Below are 23763 nucleotides of genomic sequence, written 5' to 3'. Positions count from 1 at the left end.
TCTCCCCCATGCGCATCCTGGTCACCGGCAGCGCCGGATTCGTCGGCTCGGCCCTCACCGAGCGCCTGCTCGCGCGCGGCGACACCGTGCTCGGCTTCGACAACCACAACGACTACTACGACCCGGCGCTCAAGGAAGCCCGTCTCGCCCGTTTCACCACGCACCCGAGGTATACCCACCTGCGCGCGGACCTGGCAGAACAGGCCGCCGTCGATCGCGCCTTCGCCGATTTCCAGCCCGAGCGCGTGGTGAACCTCGCCGCGCAGGCAGGCGTACGCTATTCGCTCACCCATCCGCACGCCTATGTGCAGAGCAACCTCGTCGGTTTCGTCAACGTGCTCGAGGCCTGCCGCCGGCACCAGGTCGGTCACCTCGTGTACGCCTCGTCCAGCTCCGTCTACGGTGCGAACCGCAAGATGCCCTTCGCGGTGGAAGACGCGGTGGACCATCCGGTGAGCCTTTACGCGGCCACGAAGAAGTCGAACGAGCTGATGGCGCATACGTACAGCCACCTGTTCGGACTGCCGACGACGGGGCTGCGTTTCTTCACCGTCTACGGGCCATGGGGACGCCCGGACATGTCGCCGATCCTGTTCGCCAACCGGATCGTTCGCGGCGAACCGATCGACGTGTACAACCATGGTCAGCACAGCCGCGACTTCACCTATATCGACGATATCGTCGAAGGGGTGATCCGCACGCTGGACCATCCTGCGACGCCGGATCCTTCGTACGACCCGGTCTCCCCGAACCCCGGCACGTCTGCCGCGCCGTACCGCGTGTATAACATCGGCAACGACGAGCCGGTGCAGTTGCTGGACTTCATCGCGACGCTGGAGAAGCACCTCGGGCGTACCGTCGAGAAGCGCCTGCTCCCGATGCAGCCGGGCGACGTGCCGGATACGTGGGCCGATGTGTCGGCGCTGAGCCGCGATGTCGGATACGCACCCTCGACGTCGATCGACGAGGGCCTGGCGAAGTTTGCGGCCTGGTATAGGGTCTATCACGGGATAGGCTGAGGGGCCAACCCTCGCCGCTATAGCGACTCCTACAAAGCCTCAAGCGGCGAGGCCTCCTGCAGGAGCCGCTACAGCGGCGAGACAACGCGCGTCAGAGCAACCGGCGCAGCAGACCCGATGCACGCTGCGTCTTTCGCTGCGCGGCGTAGCCCAGGATCGCCGGAACCGCCAGCAGCGTGAACCATTGCCGCGCGCGGGTCACGCCCGTGTACACCAGTTCGCGGGTGAGTACCGGCGACGGCTCGGGCGGAAGCGTCAGCGCCGTGTGTTCGAATTCGGAGCCCTGCGACTTGTGCACCGTCATCGCATACACCGTCTCCACCGCCGCGAGGCGGCTCGGCACGACAAAGCGGATGCGTTCGCCGCCGCGCTCGTCCATGACGGCGAAGGCCACGCGCAAGGCCATGCCGCCCTGCCCGTCGGGAATCCACAGGGTCACGCCCACGTCGCCGTTCATGAGGCCCAGCGCGTAATCGTTGCGCGTGAGGATCACCGGCCGGCCTTCGTACCAGCCGCCGGTGGCCTCGATCAGGCCCCGATCCCGCAGTCCTTGCGCGATGCGTGCGTTCTGCGCGAGCACGCCGTGCTCGCCCTGACGCGTGGCACAGAGCAACTGGAACCCCGCATAGGCACGCAGCGCACCGCGCGCCCAGCGGGCGAGGTCGTCGTCGCCCGCCCCGACGGGAGGCCGTTCGCGCTCGATCCAGTCGAGGTAGTGCCGGTAACCGGGAGCATCGTCGCGGCCTTCGATGGCCAGCGTGGCGATGGCGGCGGGCGACGGCGTGCCGAGTGCCAGATCGTCGAACGCGTCGAACACCGCGAGCGCCCTGCCCACATCGCCGTCGTTGATCGCCGCGGCCAGCGCGCCGATGCCGCTGTCGCTGCCGAAACGCCGGCTGTGGCGGAGCATGGCGATGTGCTGGTCGAGTGGCGACGCCATGAGGGTGGTCGGGTCGCTGGGTTCCTGTCCCCGGAAGGACGACGGGGGGGCGTCCGTCCACGCCGAGACGTCTTCGTCGCAGACCTCGCGTATCCAGTCGCGCGTCGCGCTGGAATAGTGTCCCGCTTCCGCGCGTGCGCAGAGGTCGCCGAGGACCGCGCCCGCCTCGACCGACGACAACTGGTCCTTGTCGCCAAGCAGCACCAGGCGCGCACCGGGCGGCAACGCATCGAGCGTGGCGGCCATCATCTCGAGATCGATCATCGAAGCCTCGTCGACGACGAGCACGTCGACGTGCAGGGGGTTCTCGGCGTCATGACGGAACGCGCGCGTGTCCGGACGGCTGCCGAGCAGGCGATGCAGGGTGGTCACTTCGGCGGGGATCGCCTGCTTCACGGCCGGATCCACCTGCAACTGCGCCACCTGGCCCGCGATGGACGCGTTGAGCCGCGCGGCGGCCTTGCCCGTCGGCGCGGCGAGGCGGATGCGCAGGCGCGTTCCGCCATCGCGCAACGCCAGTGTCTGCAGCAGTCCCAGGAGGCGCACCACGGTCGTCGTCTTGCCGGTGCCGGGACCGCCCGTGATGACCGCGAAGCCCGAGCGCGCCGCGATCGCACAGGCCACCTTCTGCCAGTCCGGATGAAAGCCTTCGTCGGGAAAGAGACGGGCCAGTTCGCTGCGCAGATCGACGCTGGCGGCCCGTTCGCCCAGGCGGTCCCGGATCGCCTGGGCCACCTTTGCCTCGTCGCGCCAGAAGCGACGCATGTAGAGCAGGCCGTTCTCGAGCACCAGGGGCGCCGAGGCATCCCCGCCGGACTGCGCCACGACATCGGCGGTCCCCAGGAAGTCCGCCGGATCGCCGAGTTCGGGTTCCCGCTCGCGCAGCGTATCGAGCGGCATGCAGATGTGCCCCTCGCCAAGCTCGTGGCTGAGGAGCGCGGCGGCCACCTGGACGCGCGGATCGACCGCCGGATCCAGCTCGCGCAGGAAGCGGGCAAAGGCGCGGTCCAAGGTATCGATGCGCCCCTCGGCGAGGGCGCGGTCCAGCCAGGTACCGCTGTCGGCGATCATGCGGACCCTCCTTCGAACAGGTGGTCCATGGCGTCGATCATCGCCTTCGTCGGCCGCTCGACATGCACGCCGTGGCCGTGGCCGTCGACGCCACGCAGGTAGAGGTAGATGGCACCGCCGACGTGGGTGTCGTAATCGTAGGCATCTCCCAGCCGGCTGCGCAGCTGGCGGTGCAGCGCCAGCAGGTACAGCGCGTATTGCAGTTCATACCGCGCCTCGAGGATGGACCGGCGCATCGCCTCCGGCGTGTACGCCGTTTCGTCCGGGCCAAGCTGGTTCGATTTGTAATCGACGACATACCACCGGCCGTCGTGTTCGACGATGAGGTCGATGAAGCCCTTGAGCATGCCGTTGACGGTATCCGACGCCAGGTGCGGTCGCGCCTCGCCGTCCAGCGTGTGCTCGCGGACGATGCGATCCAGGGCCAGCGTGTCCACGCCCCGCGACTCGAAGAGGAATTCGAGTTCCGCGCGATAACGCGAAGGGTCGTCCAGCGTCGCGAGCGCCAGCTTTCCATGGCCGGGCAGGTCTACCGGCGTGCGAAGCAGGACGAGCAGCCAGTCGGTGAGGACGTCGATGAAGGCGGTCCAGTTGCGCCGCTCGCACCGGCGTGCCACCACGTCGCGCAGCCGGGCACGGTCGGCCGCGATCGACGCGAAACCTTCGCCTGCGATCCACTCCAGCAGATCGTGCAGGAACGTACCGGCTTCCGCGCCGCGATCGAACGCGTGGATGCCGGTGGCGACCGGCCGGGGCAAGGCGGGCTCGGTGGCGTATTCGACGATGACGTCGTCGATGGCGGTCTCCGGCGCGGCGACGTGGTCGGCATGACGCAGGCCACTGTAGCTGGCGATGCGCCAGGGCCTGGCGCGTGCGATCGAGGGCTCGCGCGCCGGCCGTGGGGCGTCGTCCCGCGCCGGCGGGACGTAGCGGCGCTCGTCGGGAGGTGGCATGTATTCCACGCGGATGGCCGGGGTGCCGTCCGCGAGTTCGCGAAGCAGCCCCGCGATGGCACCGTTGGCGATCTCCTTCCCGCCACCCAGCAAATGGCCGAACGCACTGCGATGCACCTGCGGCGTACGCGCGTTGTTGTGGCAGACGGGCGCCACGCCGACGTAGCAGGCATGCCGCGCACGGGTCATGGCCACGTAGAGCAGGCGCAGGTCTTCCTGCAGTTCGGCGAGGTCGGCTGCCTCCTTGGCGCGCTCGGACGCTTCGCCCCCCTTCGACTTGCTCACCAGTTCCAGCTGGTTACCCGTGCCGTCGTGGTAACGGTAGGTGGCCTGTCCGGGATGCGTGCCGCCGCTGGCACACACGAAGGGCAGGAACACCAGCGGATACTCCAGGCCCTTGGACTTGTGGATGGTCACGACCTTCACCACGTCGTCGTCGCTTTCCAGGCGCACGAGCTGGTCGTCGCCGTGGTGGGTGGCGGTATCGGCAATGCGTTCCGCGAGATGACGGATGAGCGCCTGCTCGCCATCGAGCGTCGACGCCGCGTGCTGCAGCAGTTCGGCCAGGTGGAGCACGTTCGTGAGTGCCCGTTCGCCGCCGCCCCGGCCGAGCAGCCGCGCCGGCAGGTCGAAGCGATGCAGCAGCGAGTGCAGCATCGCGAGCACACCCGACTGCTGCCACAGCTGGCGAAGGGCGAGGAACAGTTCGCCGCGCTGCTCCCAGTGTCTCTCGTCGACGTTGAGCCGCTCGAGTTCGGCATACCCGAGGTCCAGCGTGCGCGTGGCGAGCGCCGCGCGCATCGCGGTGTCCGAGGCCGGCGAAGCCACGGCGCGGAGCCAGGCGAGCACGTCGTTGGCCTCGACGCTCTCGAGCACGGAATCGCGGTCGGAGAGGAACACGCTGCGCACATGACGCTGGGCAAGCGCCGAGCGGACCTGGGCCGCCTCGGCGCGGCTGCGCACGAGCACGGCGACATCGGCCGGCTTCAGGGGAGCGACGTTCCCGTCGCCGTCCGCGAAACCGGTGCCGCCACGCAGGGCGCCCTCCAGTAACCGCACGATCTCGCTGGCGCATGCGTCGGCCATCTGGTCGCGGTAGTGCCGCACGCCCACCGGCATCTCGTCGTCGAGCAGCCAGAGACGAAGCGCGGGCTGCGTTTCCCGGTCGACCACGAACCGCTCCACCCTGCCCTTCGCCTCCACCGCGACGAAAGGGAGGCCGCGCTGCGGGAAGTGGAAGGCGCCATGGGGATGCCGTTCGCCATGCAGGAACACGGCGTTCACCGCATCCACCATGTCCCCGGTGGAACGGAAGTTGGTGTCCAGGCTGTAATGCGGCGCCTGCGCCTGCGCGCGGGCCGACAGATAGGTATGGATGTCCGCGCCGCGGAACGCGTAGATCGCCTGTTTCGGATCGCCGATCAGCAACAGGCCCACGCCGGGCGCGTCGGCGTAAACACGGCTGAAGATACGGTACTGGACGGGATCGGTATCCTGGAACTCGTCGATCAGCGCCAGGGGGAACTGCCGGCGGATCGTATCCGCCAGCATATCGCCGGCAGGGCCGCCCAGGGCGAGGTCGAGGCGCTGCAACAGGTCGTCGAAGCCGATCTGCGCACGCTTCCGTTTCTGCATCGCGAAACGTTCGCGCACGCGGGCCAGCGCGTCGGCCAGCAAGGCGTGGCGTATCTCGACCTTTCCTTCGTTCCCGGCCTCCCAGGCATCCAGCGCGGCGAACGCCGGATGCTCGGGCCGCGTCTTGCCCTTGCCGGTGGCATCGCCGAGACGCGTCGCCGTGAAGCGCTGCAATGCTTCTTCCGTCACCTCGCCGCCGAACGCCCAGCGCCGCAAGGGCGCGAGGTACCCCGGCATCCGATCCGGACGGTAACGGTTGTTGTTGAGCACCTTGGCCGTCGAGGCATCGACGAGCAGCGTCTCGATCCTGTCGACATCGGCGCGCCATGCCGTGGCGGCTTCGGCCAGCAGGCGCTCGTTCTCCGCTTCCCACGCCTCGCGTGCCGCGAGCAGCGAACGCGGGTCCGTCACGGCATCGAGGATCTGTCCCTCGACGCGCAAGGTCACTTCGCCGCCATGGAACAGCGGCTTCAGCGAACGCAGCAGGTCGTCGGGCGAGCGCCATTCCTGCAGCACGGCCTCGGCCTGGCGCGGCGCCAGCGGGTAGAACGCCTGGCGCCAGTAGTCGCGCACGCAATCGGCCAGCAGCTCGCTCTCGTCGGGCTCCAGCGTGAGTGCGAACGCATGGCCGCTGCCGAAGGCATGCTGCGTGAGCATGCGCTGGCTCCACCCATGGATGGTGAAGATGGCGGCCTCGTCCATCCATTGCGCCGCGAGCTCCAGGCGCCGGGCGCAGCCCGGATGGGCTTCCGCGGGATAGACGGCCATCAGTTCCGCGAGGAACGGTTCTCTGGAGGCGGAGGCACGAAAGGCGGCCGACGCCTCGACGAGCCGGGCGCGGATGCGTTCGCGCAGTTCCTGCGTGGCTGCCTCGGTGAAGGTGACCACCAGCAGCTGCGGCGGCAGCAGCGGTTGCGGCAGACCATGGCCCAGCACGGCGCGCACGTAGAGCGCCGCGATGGTCCAGGTCTTGCCCGTACCGGCGCTCGCTTCGATGAGCCGGATGCCATCGAGGGGCATCGTCACCGGATGGAGGGGCACGACCGAAGGACTCATGCGGCCTCCACGCGCAGCGCGTCGAGGAAGTCGGCATAGGCCGGCAACCAGTCCACGAAGCCGCTCGCCAGCAATGCGCCGAACTGGGGGAAGGCGCGGCGCAGGTAGGCATCGTTGTCGACCTCCCCCGGGATGCGCGTGCCAGGCGCGGCGGGACCGTAGGCCGTGCGCGCCGCCGTCTCCGCCCTTGCCTCGTCCTCGCCGAGCCATGCCAGCGCCGTGCGCAGGGCAATGGGCAACGGCCGGCGCATGCCCTCCCGCCACATCCGCACCACGAGGAGCAGGCGCTCCTGCGCGGCGTCCATACGCAGCGGAGGCATGACGATCGTGCCGTCCGGGCCGACATAGCGTGTTTCGATGGCGATGCCCGCCGCCTGGGCGACCAGATGCTCTACCCACGCCTCGACCAGCCGGTGAGCCGCGGGACGCCCTTCCTTGTCGACGACGGCGGTGGGCGAAGCCCGCAGCGACACGAGATGACCATCGCCGTCCGTGCGCAATCCCGCCAGCCAGTCCTCGATCGTCAGCCCGTCGATCGACACGCTCACCTCGCGCTTGCCGGCGTCGACGGGCCATCTTGCGCACTCGTCGACATAGCGCACGTGTACGGCTCGCGCGGCTTCTTCCAGCGTGCGCCGCGCCATCGCGGCGAAGCCACCCATGGGCAGCACGCCGCTGCGTTGCAGCCGGGCGCTCGCCCTCGTGACGGCGATGACCGGGTCGCCGCCTTCTTCGCGCAGCGCCGCGCGCAGGAGCGTGTCGATCATGCCGTAGCGGTCGAGACCGCCGAGAGAGAACGGCTCGTTCTCGTCGCCCGCGGCCTCGGCAACGTCGAAGCGCACGCCGAGCCGGCTGTTGAAGAACTCGCGCACCGGATGCCGGAGGAACCGGCGGAACGTGGCGATCGGCAGCGGCCGCTCCACCGGCAGAGGATCGAGCGGCGCGTCACGATGTTCGTCGCGCGCTTCGTGGGCGACTCGCCATTCGCCCGCGTAAGTGAACAGGCGTGCGTCGCCTTCCTGGAAATAGGCGCGGCTGAACGGCTGCAGCGGATGGGCGACGGTAAGGGCCGGCAGCGCGTCGCCGCCCTCCGCCGTCCGCCAGCCTGCGGCGAGATAGTCGCGCAGCTGCCCCACGAGCACCGACGGTGCGAGCTCGGCATTGTCGCGGGCGCTGCGGCCCACCCAGCCGACGTGCAAGGCGTCGCGCGCCGAAAGCAACGCTTCCAGGAACAGGTAGCGGTCGTCCTCGCGACGCGAACGATCGCCGGGACGCCATGCCCCGCCCCGCGCCATGAGGTCGAAGTCCATCGGCGGCCGGGCGCGCGGATAGTCGCCGTCATTCATGCCGAGCAGGCAGACGAGGCGAAACGGGATGGCGCGCATCGGCATCAGCGTCCCGAAGCTCACGGCGCCGGCGAGGAAACGCTTCGAAAGGCCACCCTCGTCGAAGGGAGCGAGCCAGGCTTCGCGGACGACGTCCACCGGCAGCGGCTGGTCGAACGATGCCTCCGCGCACGCGCGCTCCCAGCCTTCCAGCGCGTCGAGGAGGCGCTCGTGCAGCATGCGGTCTTCCGGGTCCGACGGCGCGAACAGATCGCGCAGCAGAGCACGCAGGCGTTCGCCCCACGCGGCGGGCGACGCGGCCTCCGCGAGGCGGCGCCAATGGTTGCCGAGCGCGTCGAGAAGATCGGCCAGCGGGCCCACCAGCGTCGCGTCCAGTCCGCCCACCTCGCCATACGGCTCGATGTCGCCCCACGCCTCGCCCTGTCCCGCCGCGTAGCCAAGCAGCATGCGACGCAGCCCGAACATCCAGGTGTTCTGTTCCAGAGCGGGCAAGCCCAGCGACGATCGTTGCGCCGCATCCAGGCCCCAGCGAATGCCCGCGCCTTCGATCCATCGATGGAGAAGCGGAATATCGTCCTCGCCGATGCCGAAGCGCGCGCGCACGGCCGGCACGTCGAGCAGGTCGGCCATGTCGCCCACGCCGAAGCGGGATTCGGGCAGCGCCAGCAGCATGTCCAGCGCCATGACCATCGGCGCCGTGCCTCGTGCCGTGCGGTCGGCGATGCTGTAGGGAACGTAGCGCGCATCGTCGCGCGGCACGCGGCCGAAGACGGCGTCGATATGCGGCCCGTACGTTTCGATATCGGGAACCATCACGATCACGTCGCGGGGAAGGATCGGATCGCCCCTGCGGGTCGCTTCCTCGAAGCGCGCCAGCAGTTGATCGTGCAATACCTCGACCTCGCGCTGGGGGCCGTGCGTCACGTGGAAGGCAATGGACGTATCGCCCTGCGCCAGGGTGTGCGGCTCCGCGGGGAGAGGCTCCAGATCGAGGATCGCCGCCTGCACCTGGCCCAGCAGCGTATCGGTGCGCGGCTCCGCGAAGAGGTCGATGCGCTGGTCCCAGGCAGTGAAGCGCTCGCGGTAGGTATCCGGGTTGTCGAATTCGTCGAGCAGGCGGATGTAATCGCGCCCCTGCTTGCCCCAGGCCGCCAGCAGCGGATGGGCGTACATGTGCAGGTCCTCGTCCGAGGGCAATGCGGGCACGCCGGGCTTGGCCTGCTGGCGGCGGTGCTCGGCGCGCAGCAATTCGCGATCGTCGACGATGTCCGCCCAGTAATGCCGGCAGGGGTTCATCACAACGAGCAACACCTGCGACCAGCGGCCCAGGGCGGACAGCGCTTCGAGCGTCTGTCGCGGCAGCGACGACATGCCGAACACCACGATGCGTCGCGGAAGCGCCTTCGGCCGCTCCGTGGCACCGGCGATGGCGGCGAGGAAACGCTCATGCACGGCGGCGCGATGACCGTGGGCCCCTTCCCCCCCGACGTCGGCCAGCAGGCGGCGCCAGAGTTCGGACTGCCAGCGATCCGCCGGCGACAGGGTGGGTGCGCCGCCGCGGGCGTCGCGAACGACATCGCGTCCCGCCGCCCAGTCGTCGAGCCAGTCCGCGCGATAGACCTGGTACTGGTCGTAGAGGTCCGCCAGGCGCTCCGCCAGCTGGTGGCATTTACGCGCATCCCCGCCGTCGCCGAGGAAAGCCGCCAGCGGTTCGAATCCGGGCTCGTTCGACACGGCGGGCAGCAGGCGCATCAACCGCCATACCAGCCGGGATTTGTCGAACGGCGACTCCTGCGGTACCGCGTCGCGGCCCAGCACGGCGCGATACGCTTCCCAGAGGAAACGTCCCGGCAGTTCGACGTCGACCGCCGCGGCGATGCCCAGGCCGCCTTCGTCGCGACCGCGCGCAAGCGCCATGCGGAACCACTGCGCGATGCCGTTGGACTGAACGAGCACACGCTCGTCTTCCAGCGGACGCAGTGGCGTACGCGCCAGCCAGCCGACCAGCACGTCGCGCAATTCTTCGAGGCGGTTGCCATGCAGGACCATCAGGCCCGGCACCATGTCGTCCACGTCGCTCAACGGGCGGCTCCAGGGCGGAAAGACGCGATGGGAATCATCGCCGATCCGCGTCTCCCCGAGTGAGACTTCAGAAAGGCTTCGCCACGACCAGGAAGACGATGGCGATCAGCACGAGCACCGGCAGCTCGTTGAGGATGCGCAGGGTCTTCGACGAAGGCAGCGCACCGCCGGCGATGCTCCGCTTGAGCAGCCGCCCGGTCCAGATGTAGTAAGCCAGCATGAGGGCCACGAGGACCAGCTTCGCGTGCAGCCAGCCGCCGGTGACGTGGAAATACAGCCAGAGCACGAGGCCGAAGAGGAAGGCCAGGCCGAACATGTTGTGCCCGAACTTGTAGAGCCGGCGGCCCATCAGTTCGAGCCGCGCCTTCACGGCGGGTTCGTTGCCGGCCTCGGCGATGTTCACCAGGATCCGCGGCAGGTAAAACACCGTCGCCATCCACGCGATGACGAACACGATGTGCAGGGACTTGGTGAGAAGGTAGGCCACCGGCTGCGCTCCGTCGGGAAAGCGCCGAGTTTAGCCCACGCTGCGACGGGCACAAAAAAAGGAGCCAGCGGCTCCTTTTTGCGGTCTTCGTGCCACTCGCCGCCAGGGAAAGTGGTGGGCGGTACAAGGATCGAACTTGTGACCCCTACCATGTCAAGGTAGTGCTCTACCGCTGAGCTAACCGCCCGAAGAGCTGCGCAGTTTACCGGGGGCGGGCTGGGCGTGCAAGAGGGCTGGAAAGCGCCGGGCCCCTGCCTTCGCAGGGGCGACGCTCGGTCAGCGCAGGGCCCTCTCCCGCAGGCGGTGGATCTCGTCGCGCAGCTTGCCGGCCTCCTCGAACTCGAGGTTCTGGGCGTGCTTGTACATGCGGGCCTCGAGCTTCTTGATGGTCGACCCTACCTGCTCCGGCGAAAGCGCGCCGTAATCCGGGGCTTCCTCCGCCACCTTCTTCGCCTCCCTGCCCTTCCTGCCCTTGCCACCGCGCGAGCCCACGTCGGCACGCGCGCCTTCCATGATGTCGGCAATGCGGCGGACCACCGTTTTCGGCGTGATGCCGTGGGCGGCGTTGTATTCCATCTGCTTCTCGCGGCGGCGTGCCGTCTCGTCCATGGCCTCCTTCATCGAGCCCGTGATCTCGTCCGCGTAGAGGATGGCCTTGCCGCGGACGTTACGGGCCGCGCGGCCGATCGTCTGGATCAGCGAGCGGGTGGATCGCAGGAAGCCTTCCTTGTCGGCGTCGAGCACTGCCACGAGCGACACTTCGGGCATGTCCAGGCCTTCGCGAAGGAGGTTGATGCCCACCAGCACGTCGAATTCGCCGAGGCGGAGGTCGCGGATGATCTCCGTGCGCTCCACGGTGTCGATATCGGCATGCAGGTAACGCACCTTCACTTCATGCTCGGACAGGTAGTCGGTGAGGTTCTCGGCCATACGCTTGGTCAGCGTGGTCACCAGAACGCGGTCGCCCATGGCGACACGCTTGTGGATCTCGCCGAGCAGGTCGTCGACCTGCGTACGCACCGGCCGTACCTCCACCTCGGGATCGATCAGGCCGGTCGGACGCACGACGAGTTCCACGATGTTGTCGTCCGAGCGCTCCATCTCGTACTTCGCCGGCGTGGCCGATACGTAGATCGCGCGCGGCGCGCGGCGTTCCCATTCCTCGAACCGCAGCGGCCGGTTGTCCATCGCGGACGGCAGGCGGAAGCCGAATTCCACCAGCGTCTCCTTGCGCGAACGGTCGCCCTTGTACATGGCACCGAGCTGCGGCACGGTCACGTGCGATTCGTCGACCACCATGAGCGCGTCCGGCGGCAGGTAGTCGAAGAGGGTCGGCGGCGGCTCGCCCGGGCCGCGCCGGGTCATATGCCGCGAATAGTTCTCGATGCCCTGGCAGAAACCCACCTCGGCCATCATCTCCAGGTCGAAGCGCGTGCGTTGCTCGAGACGCTGCGCTTCCACCAGCTTGTTATCGCGGTATAGCTGTTCCAGACGCTCGGAGAGTTCGACCTTGATCGTCTCCATCGCGTTCAGCACGCTCTGCCGCGTGCTCGCGTAATGCGTCTTCGGATACACCGTATAGCGCGGCACCTTGCGCAGCACTTCGCCGGTCAGCGGATCGAAGAGGGAGAGGTTCTCCACGTCGCCGTCGAACAGCTCGATGCGCAGGGCCTCGGATTCGGATTCCGCCGGGAACACGTCCACCACCTCGCCGCGCACGCGGTAGGTGCCGCGGCGCAGTTCCATCTCGTTGCGCACGTACTGCAACTCGGTCAGCTGCCGGATCAGCGCACGCTGTTCGATATGCTCGCCGCGCGACAGGATGAGGCGGAGGCTCATGTAATCCTCCGGATCGCCCAGGCCGTAGATGGCCGAGACGGTCGCGACGATCAGCGAATCGCGCCGCGACAGCAGCGCCTTCGTGGCGGCAAGGCGCATCTGCTCGATATGGTCGTTGATGCTCGAATCCTTCTCGATGAAGGTGTCCGAGGCCACCACATAGGCTTCCGGCTGGTAATAGTCGTAGTAGCTGACGAAGTACTCCACCGCGTTATGGGGGAAGAACTCCTTGAACTCGCCGTAAAGCTGCGCGGCCAGCGTCTTGTTCGGCGCCAGCACGATGGTCGGCTTCTGGACCTTTTCGATCACGTTGGCGATCGTGAAGGTCTTGCCTGAGCCGGTCACGCCGAGCAGGGTCTGCGCGGCCAGCCCCGACTCGAACCCTTCGGCGAGACGGTCGATGGCCTCGGGCTGATCGCCGGAGGGCTTGTAGGGGGAAACGAGCTGGAAGCGATCGGTCATGGAGGACGATATGCTGGTTTGGACGTCGAGTTTAAAGCGCCCGAGACTACGCGCCGTGATGCGCCGCACCGATAGCCCGGCCGGCTCCATGTCCGGCAAGGTCGATGGCCCGTCCTTCATGGCCACCCATCCATGCGTCGCCAGCGCCTTCACGGCTTCACCCTGCTGGAACTCCTGGTCGTCCTGCTGATTGCCGCGCTCCTCTGGAGCCTGGCCCTGCCGGCCCTCGGCGAGGCCATCGCGCGCCATCACCTGCGGGCGGCCGTGGACGATCTCGTCCAGACACTTCAGAAGGCCCGGTCCACCGCCGTGTGGCGCGACCGGGAGACCCAGGTCTGCGCAAGCGACGACGGTCGCACCTGCTCGCCGCTCGCGGACTGGACCCTCGGCTGGATCGGCCGGGATGCCGGGGACGGGGACGGGGACGGGAATGTCTTCACCGCCACCCCCCGCCTGCACGCGAAACTCGCCGCGACCCGCCGTCCGGGCCGCCCGAAGGTCGATTTCACGCCGAGCGGGACATCGCCGGGCACGAACCAGACGATCGTCCTCTGCGTACGCGGGCATGCCGCCACGGCCGTGGCGGTCGTTGTCGGGAATGCCGGCCAACCCCGGCGCGAATCGGCGGCACAGGCCGATGCCGCGCTGTGCGCCGGCGACTCTTCACGGATGCGCTGACGGCGCTTGACAGCCCCTCCCCAGTTCCACAAAATACGTGGCTCCCCGCCCGAATAGCTCAGCCGGTTAGAGCACTTGACTGTTAATCAGGGGGTCGTTGGTTCGAGTCCAACTTCGGGCGCCAGGTTTTCTGAAAAGGTCTGCAGCGATGCAGGCCTTTTTCTTTGCCGGATGTGCAGGTTCGCGTTACGACGATTGCCGGAGGGCCGCCAGCAGGTCCGAGCGGCCGTAAGGCTTTTGCAGGCGGGCATGCACCGCCGACGTCTTTTCGGGCATCTCCGCGTAACCGCTGGCGAGCACCACGTGGATGCCGGGATACGTTTCGGCGACGCGCACGGCCAGTTCCGTGCCCGTCATCCCGGGCATCGCATGATCGGTGACCAGCACGGAGACCGACGACTCGCCGAGCATCTTCAGCGCCTGCTGCGCCGACGAGACGCCTACCGCGTCGTAGCCCTCGAAACAGAGCATCTCCACCGTGGTGGACAACACCAGCGGATCGTCGTCGACGACAAGGATCGAAGTGGCCGCCGTCGTGGCGGAAGCCTCGACAGGCGCGCCGATACCCTGAGCCCCGCCTGCCGGTGCGGTACCGACGGGCGCCGCGATCGACGGCGCCAACGGGGTCGCCAGCGGCAGCCAGATATCCACGGTCGTACCTCCGGGCCGGCGACTGCCAAGCCTCAACGCGCCGCCGCACTGCTGCACGATGCCGTGCACCATGGAAAGGCCAAGCCCCGTTCCCTTGCCCACGCCCTTGGTGGTGAAGAACGGCTCGGTGGCTCGCTCCAGCGTGGCCGCGTCCATGCCTTCGCCGGTGTCGACAAGGGAAAGATGCACGTAGTCGCCGGAAGGAAGCCCAAGGCCGGCCGGATCGGATATTTCCTCCAGCCGCCCCGATATCCGCAGCGTGCCGCCATCGGGCATCGCGTCGCGGGCGTTCACCGCGAGGTTGAGCAGGCACAGTTCCAGCTGGTTCACGTCCGCCAGCACAGGCGGCAGGGACAAGGGAAAGCTGGCCTCGACGAGGATGCCGGGGCCGAGCGACGTGCGCATCAGGTCGGACATCCCGTAAACCAGATCGGCCAGGTTCACCGGCACGAGGTGCAACTGCTGGCGGCGAGCGAAAGCGAGCATGCGCTGCACCAGCGCGACACCCCGGCGGACGCCGCTCAAGGCGTTACCCACCAGCGTGCATGCCTTCGGCGGCATGTTCTCCACCTGCGTGAGCAGGTCGAGGTTGCCGTGGATGGCCATGAGCAGGTTGTTGAAATCGTGCGCGACGCCGCCGGTCAGCTGGCCAACGGCTTCGAGCTTCTGCGACTGGAAAAGCGCATTGCGGGCCTGCTCGAGGGCGAGTGCGGCGTTACGCTTCTCGGTGACGTCGCGGGTGACCTTGGCGAACCCGACGAACTTCCCGTCGTCGTCGTCGATGCGATCGAGGATCACATGGGCCCAGAAGCGGGTTCCGTCCTTACGGACACGCCAGCCCTCGGTTTCCAGGCGTCCCTGCTCCTTCGCCGCCGTCAGGTTCTTCCAGGGCTCGCGCCGCGAGACGTCTTCGGGCGTATAGAAACTGGAATAGTGGGAGCCGATGATGTCTTCGGGCCGGTAGCCCTTGATCCGCTCGGCACCCGAGTTCCAGCTGGACACACGGCCTTCCGGATCCAGCATGTAGATGGCGTAGTCCGCCACGCCTTGTACAAGCAGACGGAATTGCTCGTGGCTGCGCCGAAGTTCGTCGATATCGTCGCGATTCATGGCTTCCCTTTCCCCCCGGCCGCGCAAGTTACCACGGCAGACCTGCGAAACCGTGAAGGGTCCTTCACCGTCATGGATCGCCGGGGCGGGGTCAGGCCCTGGAGACGTGCGGATTCCCCGCGACGAGCCAGCGCCAGAGGAGGTCCGTGCCCTCCCGGATGCCGATGCGCGCCGAGCCGGGGACGTTTTCCGGGGGCGGCGTACCGTCGTCGAGCACGGTGTACCCGTCGCGCGCGCGCACAAGGTCGATGCCGTTCTGTTCGCCGGTGATGCCCAGCGCCTGGGTCAGGCGTGCCGGTCCGCTGCATAGCTCCCTGTCGCGCCGCACCTTCGGGCGTGCCTCGCGCATCCGCTCGATGCCGGCCAGCGGTTCGAGCGCGCGGATGAGCACGCCCGAGCCTTCGCCCTCGTCGCCGCAGACGGTGTTGCAGCACCAGTGCATCCCGTAGGTGAAATACACATACATGTGCCCGGGCGGCCCGAACATCACCGCGTTGCGCTTTGTCTTGCCGCGAAACGTGTGCGCGGCCGGATCGATGGCACCGACATACGCCTCCACTTCCACGATGCGCCCCGCCCGCCCGTCGGCGCCGGCGAGCACCTTGTTGAGCAGTTCGGGAGCGACGACGCGTGCATCGCGGTGGAAAAAGGAGCGGGGAAGGATGCTGCCGGGCCAGCGGATTCGACGCGATGCCATCAGGGCTCCACCGGCTCGCCGTCGGTATCCGGATCGGGACCCGGCCGCTCCACCGGCTCATGTTCGTACGGCGGGGGCCAGGTGCCGGGTGGCGGCCTCTCGGTGTCGGGTACGGGACGATGCGGTCGTGGCACGACGAGGGCACTCCGAGCGGTATTTCTGGTCCGGTCAGAATACGCCAAGCAGCCAGCAGATGAGCACGATGGCGAGGATCACGCCGATACCGCCGCTCGGGCCATACCCCCAGGCGCTGGAATAACCCCAGGTGGGCAGGCCGCCGATAAGGGCGAGGATCAGGACGATGATGAGAATGGTGAAAAGCATGGACGTCTCCTCCGGCAACGGGCCAGTGAGCCGCATCCTCGCGCGTCACCCCGTCTAGGAGGCGTGACGCGGCGAGCCTGTATCCGCGTCACGTTCAGCGACGGGAAGGCCAGGGCGGCAACCCGCCGCCCTGGCCGCTGAATCACGTACGAACGACGTAGCAAGGCTCGTAAGCGGTACCGCCCGGAAGCTTCATGCGGTGCTGCTCGACGAAGGCTTTCAACAAGTCGTCGAGCGCGCGCATGATCTCGGTCTCGCCGTCGATCACGAAGGGCCCGTACTTCTCGATCGCCCTGACGCCCTCCTCCTTGACGTTGCCGGCGACAATGCCGGAGAACGCACGACGCAGGTCGGCCGCCAGCTCGTGCCGCGGACGGCCGCGATGCAGGGCGAGCCCGGCCATCGCCTGGTGCGTGGGGCGGAACGGCTGCTGGAACGACAGCGGAATGTCGAGCGCCCAGTTGAAGAAGAACGCGTCCTTGTTGTCCAGGCGATGGTTGCGCACCTTCTCGATGCCGGAAACCATCGCATGGGCCACGGCCGCCGGATCGTCGATGACGATCTTGTAGTGCCGGGCGATGTCGTCGCCGAGCGCGAGACGCAGGAAGCGGTCGATCTGCTCGAAATACGGCGCCGATTTCTGCGGGCCGGTAAAGATCAGCGGAAACGGAATGTCCTTGTTCTGCGGCAGCAACAGGATGCCGAGCATGTACAGGATTTCTTCCGCCGTGCCCACGCCGCCCGGGAACACGATGATGCCGTGACCGAGACGGACGAAGGCCTCGAGGCGCTTCTCGATGTCCGGCATGATCACGAGGTTGTTCACGATCGGGTTCGGCGACTCGGCGGCGATGATGCCCGGCTCGGTCACGCCGATGTAGCGATTGCCCCTGCGGCGCTGTTTGGCATGGGCGATGGTCGCCCCCTTCATAGGGCCCTTCATGGCGCCAGGGCCGCAACCCGTGCAGATATCCATGCTGCGCAGGCCCAGCTGGTAACCCACGCGCTTGGTGTATTCGTACTCGTCGCGCGAAATGGAGTGGCCACCCCAGCAGACGACGAGGTTCGGGTCCACCTGCGGACGCAGGATGCGCGAATTGCGCAGGATCTCGAAGACGGCGTGGGTGATGCCCACGGTGTCGTCCAGGTCGAACGCGCCGGCTTCCAGCTGCGTGGACACATAGACGATGTCGCGCACGACGGCGACGAGGAGTTCGTTGATGCCGCGGATGATGCGGCCGTCGACGAAGGCCTGTTCGGGCGCGTTCTTCAGCTCGATCTTGATGCCGCGGTCTTCCTGCAGCACCTGGATGTCGAAGTCGGGGTACTGCTCGAAGATGCTGCCCGGATCGTCGGAAAGATTGCCGGAAGTCAGCACGGCCAGCGCACAGCGGCGCATGAGCTGGTGCAGACCGGACCCGCTGGCATCGCGCAGGCGCGCGACTTCGTTGCGGGAAAGGATGTCGAGGCCGCCGGCCGGCGAGACACGTGCGCTGACGGTCTTGCCGCTGACGGGATCCCCGAACTGGATGGCATTCATGGGTTTACGTCCTTCTGACCGCGAATTAGCGGCGAACCCCGCCCCGGGGTGGGAGCGGACCGCCTAGGATCACGCGAGTGGTCGGCGGGGGTCAAGTCCGCGCAAGGCCGTCCGCCTGTAGGAGTCGCTATAGCGGCGACGGCTGCCCACCGCGCCGCTTCATCGCTTCGCGGGCTTCTCGCCGCTATAGCGGCTCCTACAGGAAGCAAAAAAGCCGGCACCCTTGCGGGTGCCGGCCTTTGTCGCGCAGCGAATCCTTCGCTTAGAACGTGTAGCGGACGGTCAGCATGGCCGACCAACGCGAGACCGGGTTCACCTTGGTCGCGCTGTTGTCCGTCGGAGCGTCGTAGACGGCCTTCTGGCCCGGCTGGTAGTTGCCGTTGGCATCGGTCGGCAGGTTGTAGATGTACTTGCCCGTGGTCGGGTCCACGCCACCGAAAGCGGCGAGGTTACGCGTGTACGGGAAGCCGATGTACGACTGCTGGCCCCAGTCCTTGTTCACCAGGTTCAGGAAGTTGTAGATGTCGAGACGGATCTCGCCCTTGTTGCCCTTGAAGATGCCGGGCACTTCCTGGCTGATGCTCAGATCGAGCTGGTTGACCCAGGCCGACTTCGCGCCGTTGCGACGAGCCACTTCACCCTTGTGCTTGCGCAGGTAGTCGTCATGCTGGATGTAGTCGTAGAACTGGTCGATGACCTGCTGCGACGCCGGTGCCGCGTTCTTGCCCGTGGTGAAGGTGGTGCCGTCGCCGCGGGTCGGGATGTACGCCAGGTCCTTCGAGTAGCTGTCGCCATTGGCGTCGTTGCTGAAGATCCAGCTGTACGGCACGCCGTCGTGACCGTCGTAGAACGCGCTGACCGTGGTGGCGTAGTTACCGAAGAAGTTGTGCTGCCAGGTGATCGACGCATTCAGACGACGCGCGATGTTGGTATTGGACGTGGAAGCCACGTCTTCGTTCGGGTTGTACCAGGCGCTGTTGGAGTAGTTCGACGTGGCCTGGCTGGAGGTACCCGGGTTCACCTCGGTCGAATGACCGCCGGTGGCGGCGACGCTCCACGACCAGCCGTTCTCCATCGGCTTGGTGAACGACAGGGTGACGGTATCCGCCCCGCCCTTCTTCGTGTTGGTCAGGTAGGTCACGCCCTGGGCGAAACGCGAATCCTGGTTATAGCGTGCGTTCGAGCCACCCGTGTTGGAACCGTTGAGGTTGGTACCGCAGTTCGCGCCCGTCGGACCACCCACCGGCGTCGAACCACCGATGCAGCCCGCGTAGGTGTAACGACCGTCCGGCATGACACCGGTCGGGGCGCCGATGTTGAGGTTCTGGTAGAGAATGCCGTCCTGCACGTCGAGGTGCTGCCACTCGATGCTGGCGATGATGCCCTGCCACGGCAGTTCACGATCGAACGCCAGCGAGGACTTCCAGACGCTCGGCAGATTGAAATTCTTGTCGACGGTGTCGACGGCCATCTGCGGAACCGTGCCCGCGCCGCTGGTCGGCTGGTTATGCGGATCGGGGCTGAACGCCGGGCACGGCAGGAGCTGCTTGCCGAGCTTGCAGGTAACGCCGTCCGGCTGACGGTCGTAAGAATAGGTGACGATGTTGATACCGTTGTTCTGGTACGGGTTCGTCATCCACACGGTCGGCGGATCCGACTGGAACAGGCCTACGCCGCCGCGCAGCTGGGTCTTGTACTCGCTGTCGAAGCTGTAGTTGAACGACAGGCGGGGTTCGACGAGCTTCGAGCCGTTGATCGTGTTCGCGTTGCTGAAGCCGTACGCCTGCTGGAAGGTGGCGTTGTACAGCGGCTTGTCGTCGGTCAGGTACTTGTTGACGCGGAAGCCGAACTGCACCGACAGGTTATCGGTCGGCTGCCAGGTGTCCTGCAGGAAGAACGTGTGGCGACGCAGCTCCCACTGGGCGGCGATGTCGTTGAGGGAGTAGCCCGGAGCCGGCTGGTACAGCGAGTAGTTGCTGTACAGGCCCGCCGGGAAATTGCTCAGTCCGTCGTTGCCGAAGGTGTACGCGCCGAACTCCGTGCGGCCGAACAGGTTGTAGATGCGGTTGCGCTCCCACTCGAAGCCACCCTTGATGGTGTGCTCGTCGAGGTACAGGGTGCCTGCCCACATCGCGTTCAGCGTCTTGACCGAAGCAGAGTTGTAGTGACTGTACTGGTCTTCGCCAAGATTGACGGTCGGGCCACTCGGGCTCGTGCCGAAGTTGGAGTTGTTGATGCGCACCGCAACCTGCGGCTGCTGGAACTGCACGGAGCGGTTCAACTGGTAATCGCTGTAGCCGACCTTGGTTTCCGACGAGAAATTGTCGGTCCAGTCGTCGAACGACTGCAGCGTGTAGTTCTTGATATCGCTGTTGACGGTGTACCAGTAGCTCGACAGGCCGATCGCGTCGGGGTAATTGCCCTGCGGATTCGGCTTCACTTCCTTGGTACGCGAGTACGCAAGGTTCATGCGGTGGCCGTCGGTGATGTTCCAGTCGAGCTTGGCGATGTAACGCTTGTCGGTCAGCGTGCCGGCGTTCGCGCCCTGCGCGCCCGGCTGAAGGCCGAGGCCGCGGGCGGCGTCGATGATGCTCTGCAGGTCGCCCGGGGCGATCTTGTTGCTGGTGGAGTTCGCCAGCGACGGATCGAGGCCATTCACGGCGCCCGAGCTGAGACCCGTGACTTCTTCCTTCTCGTAACCCGCGAAGAAGAACAGCTTGTCCTTGATGATCGGGCCGCCCACGGTCGCACCGGCCGTCCAGTTGCGGTCGAACTCGCGGTATTCCTTGTTGTTGTCCAGCCAGCCGGCGTCGCCGACCATGCTGCTGGCGTTCTTGAAGCCGTAGTAGACCGAGCCGTGGAAGTCGTTGGTACCCGACTTGGTGACGGCGTTGATCTCGGCGCCGACGGTGTCGGAAGCGACGTCGTAGTTGGCCGTCGAGATGTTGAACGAGTCGATCGTGTCGAGAGACACGGGCGAGCCGACGGTCGGCATGCCGGTGGAGTTCAGGCCGAACGGGTCGCCCACGCCAAGGCCGTCGACCTTGATGTTGTTGAGGCGGGTGTTCTGGCCGTTGGCCGAGATGGCGCCCGTGCCGTGGTCGACGTTCACGCGCGGATCGCGACGGGCGATGTCGGCGATGTTGCGGCTCGGCGACGGCGCGGCCTTCAGCTGGGCTTGCGAGATGTTGGTGCCGAGGCCTTTGTTTTCCGAGTTGAACTGGCCGGCAACGGCCGAGACGGTCACGCCACCAAGGGCGGTCGCGTCAGCAGCGTTGGCGGCGGACGCGGTAAGGTTCACCGCCGTGTCGTTGCCCAGCTGCAGGTAGACGTTGTCCTGGCGGACCGACGGCATGCCGTCCTTGGACGCCGTGACGTCGAACGGACCGCCGACGCGCAGGCCCTGGGCCGAGTAGCGGCCGCTGGCGTCGGTGGTGGTCGTCTTCGACGTGCCCGAAGGCTCATGGACGATGACCACGGTGGCGCCGGCAACCGGCTGGCCGCCGGCGTCGACCACGCGACCGCTGATGGTGGAGGACGTTTCCTGCGCGAAGGCAGGTGCCGCGAGCAGCGATGCGATCGCGAACGGCAGAAGTTTGGCGCGGACTCGGCTATTCATTAATGGTCGACCCTGTGGCTTGCAACGAAAAATTTTTCGGCCAAACGGACGGCTACCTGGCTCTTGGCCGGGTCGCGCGGTCCGGGTGGTTTCCCCAATCTCTGGCTATGTCGTCTCGGTGTGCCCGGTCCCCTTCGGGACGCGGTGGCGACAGTTGTTAAGCCAACTTTAACGGCATTCTATGACAAATTTGTAACGTTTTCACGCCGATTCGATAAATACCACTTTTTCCTGCGCCGACGATCTCGTCGTCCAACACATTGACAAATCGCAAGTTTATTCGAGAAAAAGCGTGGCGAGGTCGTTCTTTGTAAGAACCACCTTTCGTCGTTTAGAGCAGCGCCCCGCACACCTTGTAGGAGCCGCCATGGCGGCGAGAAGCCCACGGAGCGATGACGCGGCGAGGCCAGATTGCCCTCGCCGCCATGGCGGCTCCTACAGAAGGTGGCGAAAGTTCAGTCGGCCTTGCCCAGGTAGCGGGAGCGCTTCGCCGGCTTGAGGGAGGCCAGGTCGAGCATCACCAGGCCGTCGACGCAGCCGGCGAAGTCCGGGTCCTCGCCGAAAGCGAGGAACTGCACACCCGTCGGTTCGACCAGGTCCACGTACTGGCGGTAAAGCACCGGCAAGGTCACGCCCAGGGCGTCCAGGCGGTGCTTGAGCTTGCCCAGGCCGGCGGCCGGGTCCAGGCCTTCCAGTTCGCGGCGCACGGATTCGAGGGTCGATTCCGGGATCACGAACGGCAGGCGGGCGGCGGCCAGCCCAGGCGCGCCGAAGAAATGCTGATGCGCCGCCGCGATCCATTCGCGCGCTTCGCGCGGCATGCTCACCGACATGCTCACCGGACCGAAGAGGTAACGCAGGTCGCGATGGCGCTGCAGGTAGAGGCCGATGCCCTGCCACAGCTGGTCGAGCGCGCGCGAGCGCCAGTAGGCGGGCGCGATGAAGCTGCGCCCGAGTTCGAGACCCTGGGCGAGACGCGACTCGAGCGCGGGCGAGTAATCGAACAGGCTCGAGGTGTACAGCGAACGCATGCCGTGGTCGGCGATCAGGCGTCCGCCGTGACCGAAGCGGTACGCGCCGACGATACGCAACGCCTTCGCGTCCCACAGCACCAGGTGCTCGTAGAGCGGATCGTACGCGTCGAGGTCGCGGCGCTTGCCGGTGCCCTCGCCCACGCGGCGGAAGGTGAGTTCGCGGAGGCGGCCGATCTCGCGCAGCGCATAGCTGTCGGTCGCGCCTTGCATCAGCAGGATCTTCTTGCCGTCCGGCAGTTCGGCCAGCAGTTCGGCCTTGTCGAGTTCCGCGACGACGCGTTCGACCGGCTCCGGATGCGCCAGCGGCGTCTGTCCGCCGAAGATCAGGCCGCGCTGACGAGCCACGCGATAGACGTGGCGGCGCATGAGCTTCGCGGCCTGCTCGGACGAGCCGCCGCTGGCCTGCTTCAGTTCCTCCGCATCCACCAGCTTGCCGATGCGGAAACCCACGCGCTGCCGGCCCGAGGTCGCCTCGCGCGGAAGCATGGCCGTGCTGAGTGGCTTGGCCAGCATGGACAGGCCGTAGAAGGCCACGGAATTGCGCGCGGCGATGTGCACGGGCAGGACCGGCACGCCGGCACGCATGGCGATGCGCGCGAAACCGTCGGCCCACTTGCCGTCGCGCACCCCGTTCGGACGCACGCGCGAGACTTCGCCGGCCGGGAACATGATGAGGACCTCGCCGGCTTCGATGGCGCGGAACACCGCGCGCATCCGCGAACTCGTGCCCTTGCCGAACACGTCCACGGGCAGGAGCAGCGACCCGAGTTGCGGCACGGCGGCGAGCACGTCGTTGCCGAGGATACGGACGTCGCGGCGCACCGAGCCGATCAGCTGGATCAGCGCGATCGCATCGACCATGCCCAGCGGGTGGTTGGCGACGACGATCAGCGGACCTTCGACCGGGATGTTCTCGCGCTCGCGCTCGGTGACGCGGCAGCTGACACCGAGGTAATCGAGCGTCTTCTCGCAAAACTCGAAACCCTGCGCCCCACCGGCGAGTGCCAGCGTGCGGTTGAAGCGATCTTCGTGGGCAAGGCTTTCCAATACACCGACGATGGGCTTGCGGAGGCGTGGATGCTGCGCCAGCCACGGCACGCGCTCCAGCAGGGTCTGATCGATGCTCAGCATGGCTTGGGCTCCCTTAGACGTCCACATGCTCGCGGGCAATTATGACAGTAACCCTACCGCCACGTATGTTCTTGCGGCAATGTGCCGGA

The 23763-nt window shown here is 67.0% G+C and carries 13 protein-coding genes and 2 tRNA genes; 3 read left to right on the top strand and 12 right to left on the bottom strand.

The window, feature by feature from the left end; all coding sequences use genetic code 11:
• Positions 1–8: 8 nt before the first annotated feature.
• Positions 9–1019, top strand: coding sequence for an NAD-dependent epimerase (locus HBF32_RS00210; RefSeq protein ID WP_166697642.1), 1011 nt, complete (start codon positions 9–11; stop codon positions 1017–1019).
• 91 nt (positions 1020–1110) lie between these two features.
• On the opposite strand, the gene recD is transcribed toward HBF32_RS00210, so the two are convergent.
• The 6 genes from recD to uvrB form a co-directional block, all read right to left on the bottom strand.
• Positions 1111–3030 (bottom strand): exodeoxyribonuclease V subunit alpha, encoded by a 1920-nt coding sequence (gene recD, locus HBF32_RS00205; RefSeq protein ID WP_166697641.1) that lies wholly within the window; start codon positions 3028–3030, stop codon positions 1111–1113.
• On the bottom strand, positions 3027–6674 hold the full coding sequence (gene recB / locus HBF32_RS00200) for an exodeoxyribonuclease V subunit beta (RefSeq protein ID WP_166697640.1): 3648 nt from the start codon (positions 6672–6674) through the stop codon (positions 3027–3029). The genes recD and recB overlap by 4 nt, the downstream gene beginning before the upstream one ends.
• Complete coding sequence (gene recC, locus HBF32_RS00195; protein WP_338039792.1) at positions 6671–10093, bottom strand: exodeoxyribonuclease V subunit gamma; 3423 nt, start codon at positions 10091–10093, stop codon at positions 6671–6673. Before recC ends, recB begins: the two co-directional genes overlap by 4 nt.
• Positions 10094–10169: 76 nt before the next feature.
• On the bottom strand, positions 10170–10589 hold the full coding sequence (locus HBF32_RS00190) for a CopD family protein (RefSeq protein WP_166697639.1): 420 nt from the start codon (positions 10587–10589) through the stop codon (positions 10170–10172).
• Between the two features lie 112 nt (positions 10590–10701).
• A tRNA-Val gene (locus tag HBF32_RS00185) sits at positions 10702–10776 on the bottom strand.
• Positions 10777–10865: 89 nt separating this feature from the next.
• Complete coding sequence (gene uvrB, locus HBF32_RS00180) at positions 10866–12890, bottom strand: excinuclease ABC subunit UvrB (protein WP_166697638.1); 2025 nt, start codon at positions 12888–12890, stop codon at positions 10866–10868.
• Positions 12891–13022: 132 nt separating this feature from the next.
• Between uvrB and HBF32_RS00175 the strand changes: the two genes are divergently transcribed.
• Both HBF32_RS00175 and HBF32_RS00170 read left to right on the top strand, forming a co-directional pair.
• Positions 13023–13568, top strand: a complete 546-nt coding sequence (locus HBF32_RS00175) for a GspH/FimT family protein (RefSeq protein ID WP_166700381.1) — start codon at positions 13023–13025, stop codon at positions 13566–13568.
• Between the two features lie 47 nt (positions 13569–13615).
• A tRNA-Asn gene (locus HBF32_RS00170) sits at positions 13616–13692 on the top strand.
• Positions 13693–13754: 62 nt separating this feature from the next.
• On the opposite strand, the gene HBF32_RS00165 is transcribed toward HBF32_RS00170, so the two are convergent.
• From HBF32_RS00165 to olsF, 6 genes are all read right to left on the bottom strand, one after another.
• The gene (locus HBF32_RS00165; RefSeq protein WP_166697637.1) at positions 13755–15329 is read right to left on the bottom strand and encodes a PAS domain-containing sensor histidine kinase; all 1575 of its coding nucleotides are present in this window, start codon (positions 15327–15329) and stop codon (positions 13755–13757) included.
• A gap of 91 nt (positions 15330–15420) precedes the next feature.
• Positions 15421–16026: a DNA-3-methyladenine glycosylase gene (locus HBF32_RS00160; protein ID WP_193570306.1), complete on the bottom strand. Its 606-nt coding sequence runs from the start codon at positions 16024–16026 to the stop codon at positions 15421–15423.
• Positions 16027–16194: 168 nt separating this feature from the next.
• Positions 16195–16350, bottom strand: a complete 156-nt coding sequence (locus tag HBF32_RS00155; protein WP_166697636.1) for a DUF3309 family protein — start codon at positions 16348–16350, stop codon at positions 16195–16197.
• 142 nt (positions 16351–16492) lie between these two features.
• Positions 16493–17890 (bottom strand): nucleotide 5'-monophosphate nucleosidase PpnN, encoded by a 1398-nt coding sequence (ppnN, locus tag HBF32_RS00150; RefSeq protein ID WP_166697635.1) that lies wholly within the window; start codon positions 17888–17890, stop codon positions 16493–16495.
• A gap of 262 nt (positions 17891–18152) precedes the next feature.
• Positions 18153–21509 (bottom strand): TonB-dependent receptor, encoded by a 3357-nt coding sequence (locus HBF32_RS00145; protein WP_166697634.1) that lies wholly within the window; start codon positions 21507–21509, stop codon positions 18153–18155.
• 455 nt (positions 21510–21964) lie between these two features.
• Positions 21965–23674: a bifunctional ornithine lipid synthase OlsF gene (gene olsF, locus HBF32_RS00140; protein WP_166697633.1), complete on the bottom strand. Its 1710-nt coding sequence runs from the start codon at positions 23672–23674 to the stop codon at positions 21965–21967.
• Positions 23675–23763 lie beyond the last annotated feature (89 nt).

Origin of the sequence: Luteibacter yeojuensis (assembly GCF_011742875.1) — a bacterium.
Taxonomy (GTDB): domain Bacteria; phylum Pseudomonadota; class Gammaproteobacteria; order Xanthomonadales; family Rhodanobacteraceae; genus Luteibacter; species Luteibacter yeojuensis.
Note: the sequence above shows the minus strand (reverse complement) of the source record. Positions and strands in the feature narration are given on the sequence as shown.

What these genes read in the sequence shown, in the direction of transcription:
- HBF32_RS00210 (WP_166697642.1), top strand. Translation starts at nt 9, where the DNA reads ATGCGCATCCTGGTCACCGGCAGCGCCGGATTCGTCGGCTCGGCCCTC.
- recD (WP_166697641.1), bottom strand. Translation starts at nt 3,030, where the DNA reads ATGATCGCCGACAGCGGTACCTGGCTGGACCGCGCCCTCGCCGAGGGG.
- recB (WP_166697640.1), bottom strand. Translation starts at nt 6,674, where the DNA reads ATGAGTCCTTCGGTCGTGCCCCTCCATCCGGTGACGATGCCCCTCGAT.
- uvrB (WP_166697638.1), bottom strand. Translation starts at nt 12,890, where the DNA reads ATGACCGATCGCTTCCAGCTCGTTTCCCCCTACAAGCCCTCCGGCGAT.
- HBF32_RS00175 (WP_166700381.1), top strand. Translation starts at nt 13,023, where the DNA reads ATGCGTCGCCAGCGCCTTCACGGCTTCACCCTGCTGGAACTCCTGGTC.
- HBF32_RS00165 (WP_166697637.1), bottom strand. Translation starts at nt 15,329, where the DNA reads ATGAATCGCGACGATATCGACGAACTTCGGCGCAGCCACGAGCAATTC.
- HBF32_RS00160 (WP_193570306.1), bottom strand. Translation starts at nt 16,026, where the DNA reads ATGGCATCGCGTCGAATCCGCTGGCCCGGCAGCATCCTTCCCCGCTCC.
- HBF32_RS00155 (WP_166697636.1), bottom strand. Translation starts at nt 16,350, where the DNA reads ATGCTTTTCACCATTCTCATCATCGTCCTGATCCTCGCCCTTATCGGC.
- ppnN (WP_166697635.1), bottom strand. Translation starts at nt 17,890, where the DNA reads ATGAATGCCATCCAGTTCGGGGATCCCGTCAGCGGCAAGACCGTCAGC.
- HBF32_RS00145 (WP_166697634.1), bottom strand. Translation starts at nt 21,509, where the DNA reads ATGAATAGCCGAGTCCGCGCCAAACTTCTGCCGTTCGCGATCGCATCG.
- olsF (WP_166697633.1), bottom strand. Translation starts at nt 23,674, where the DNA reads ATGCTGAGCATCGATCAGACCCTGCTGGAGCGCGTGCCGTGGCTGGCG.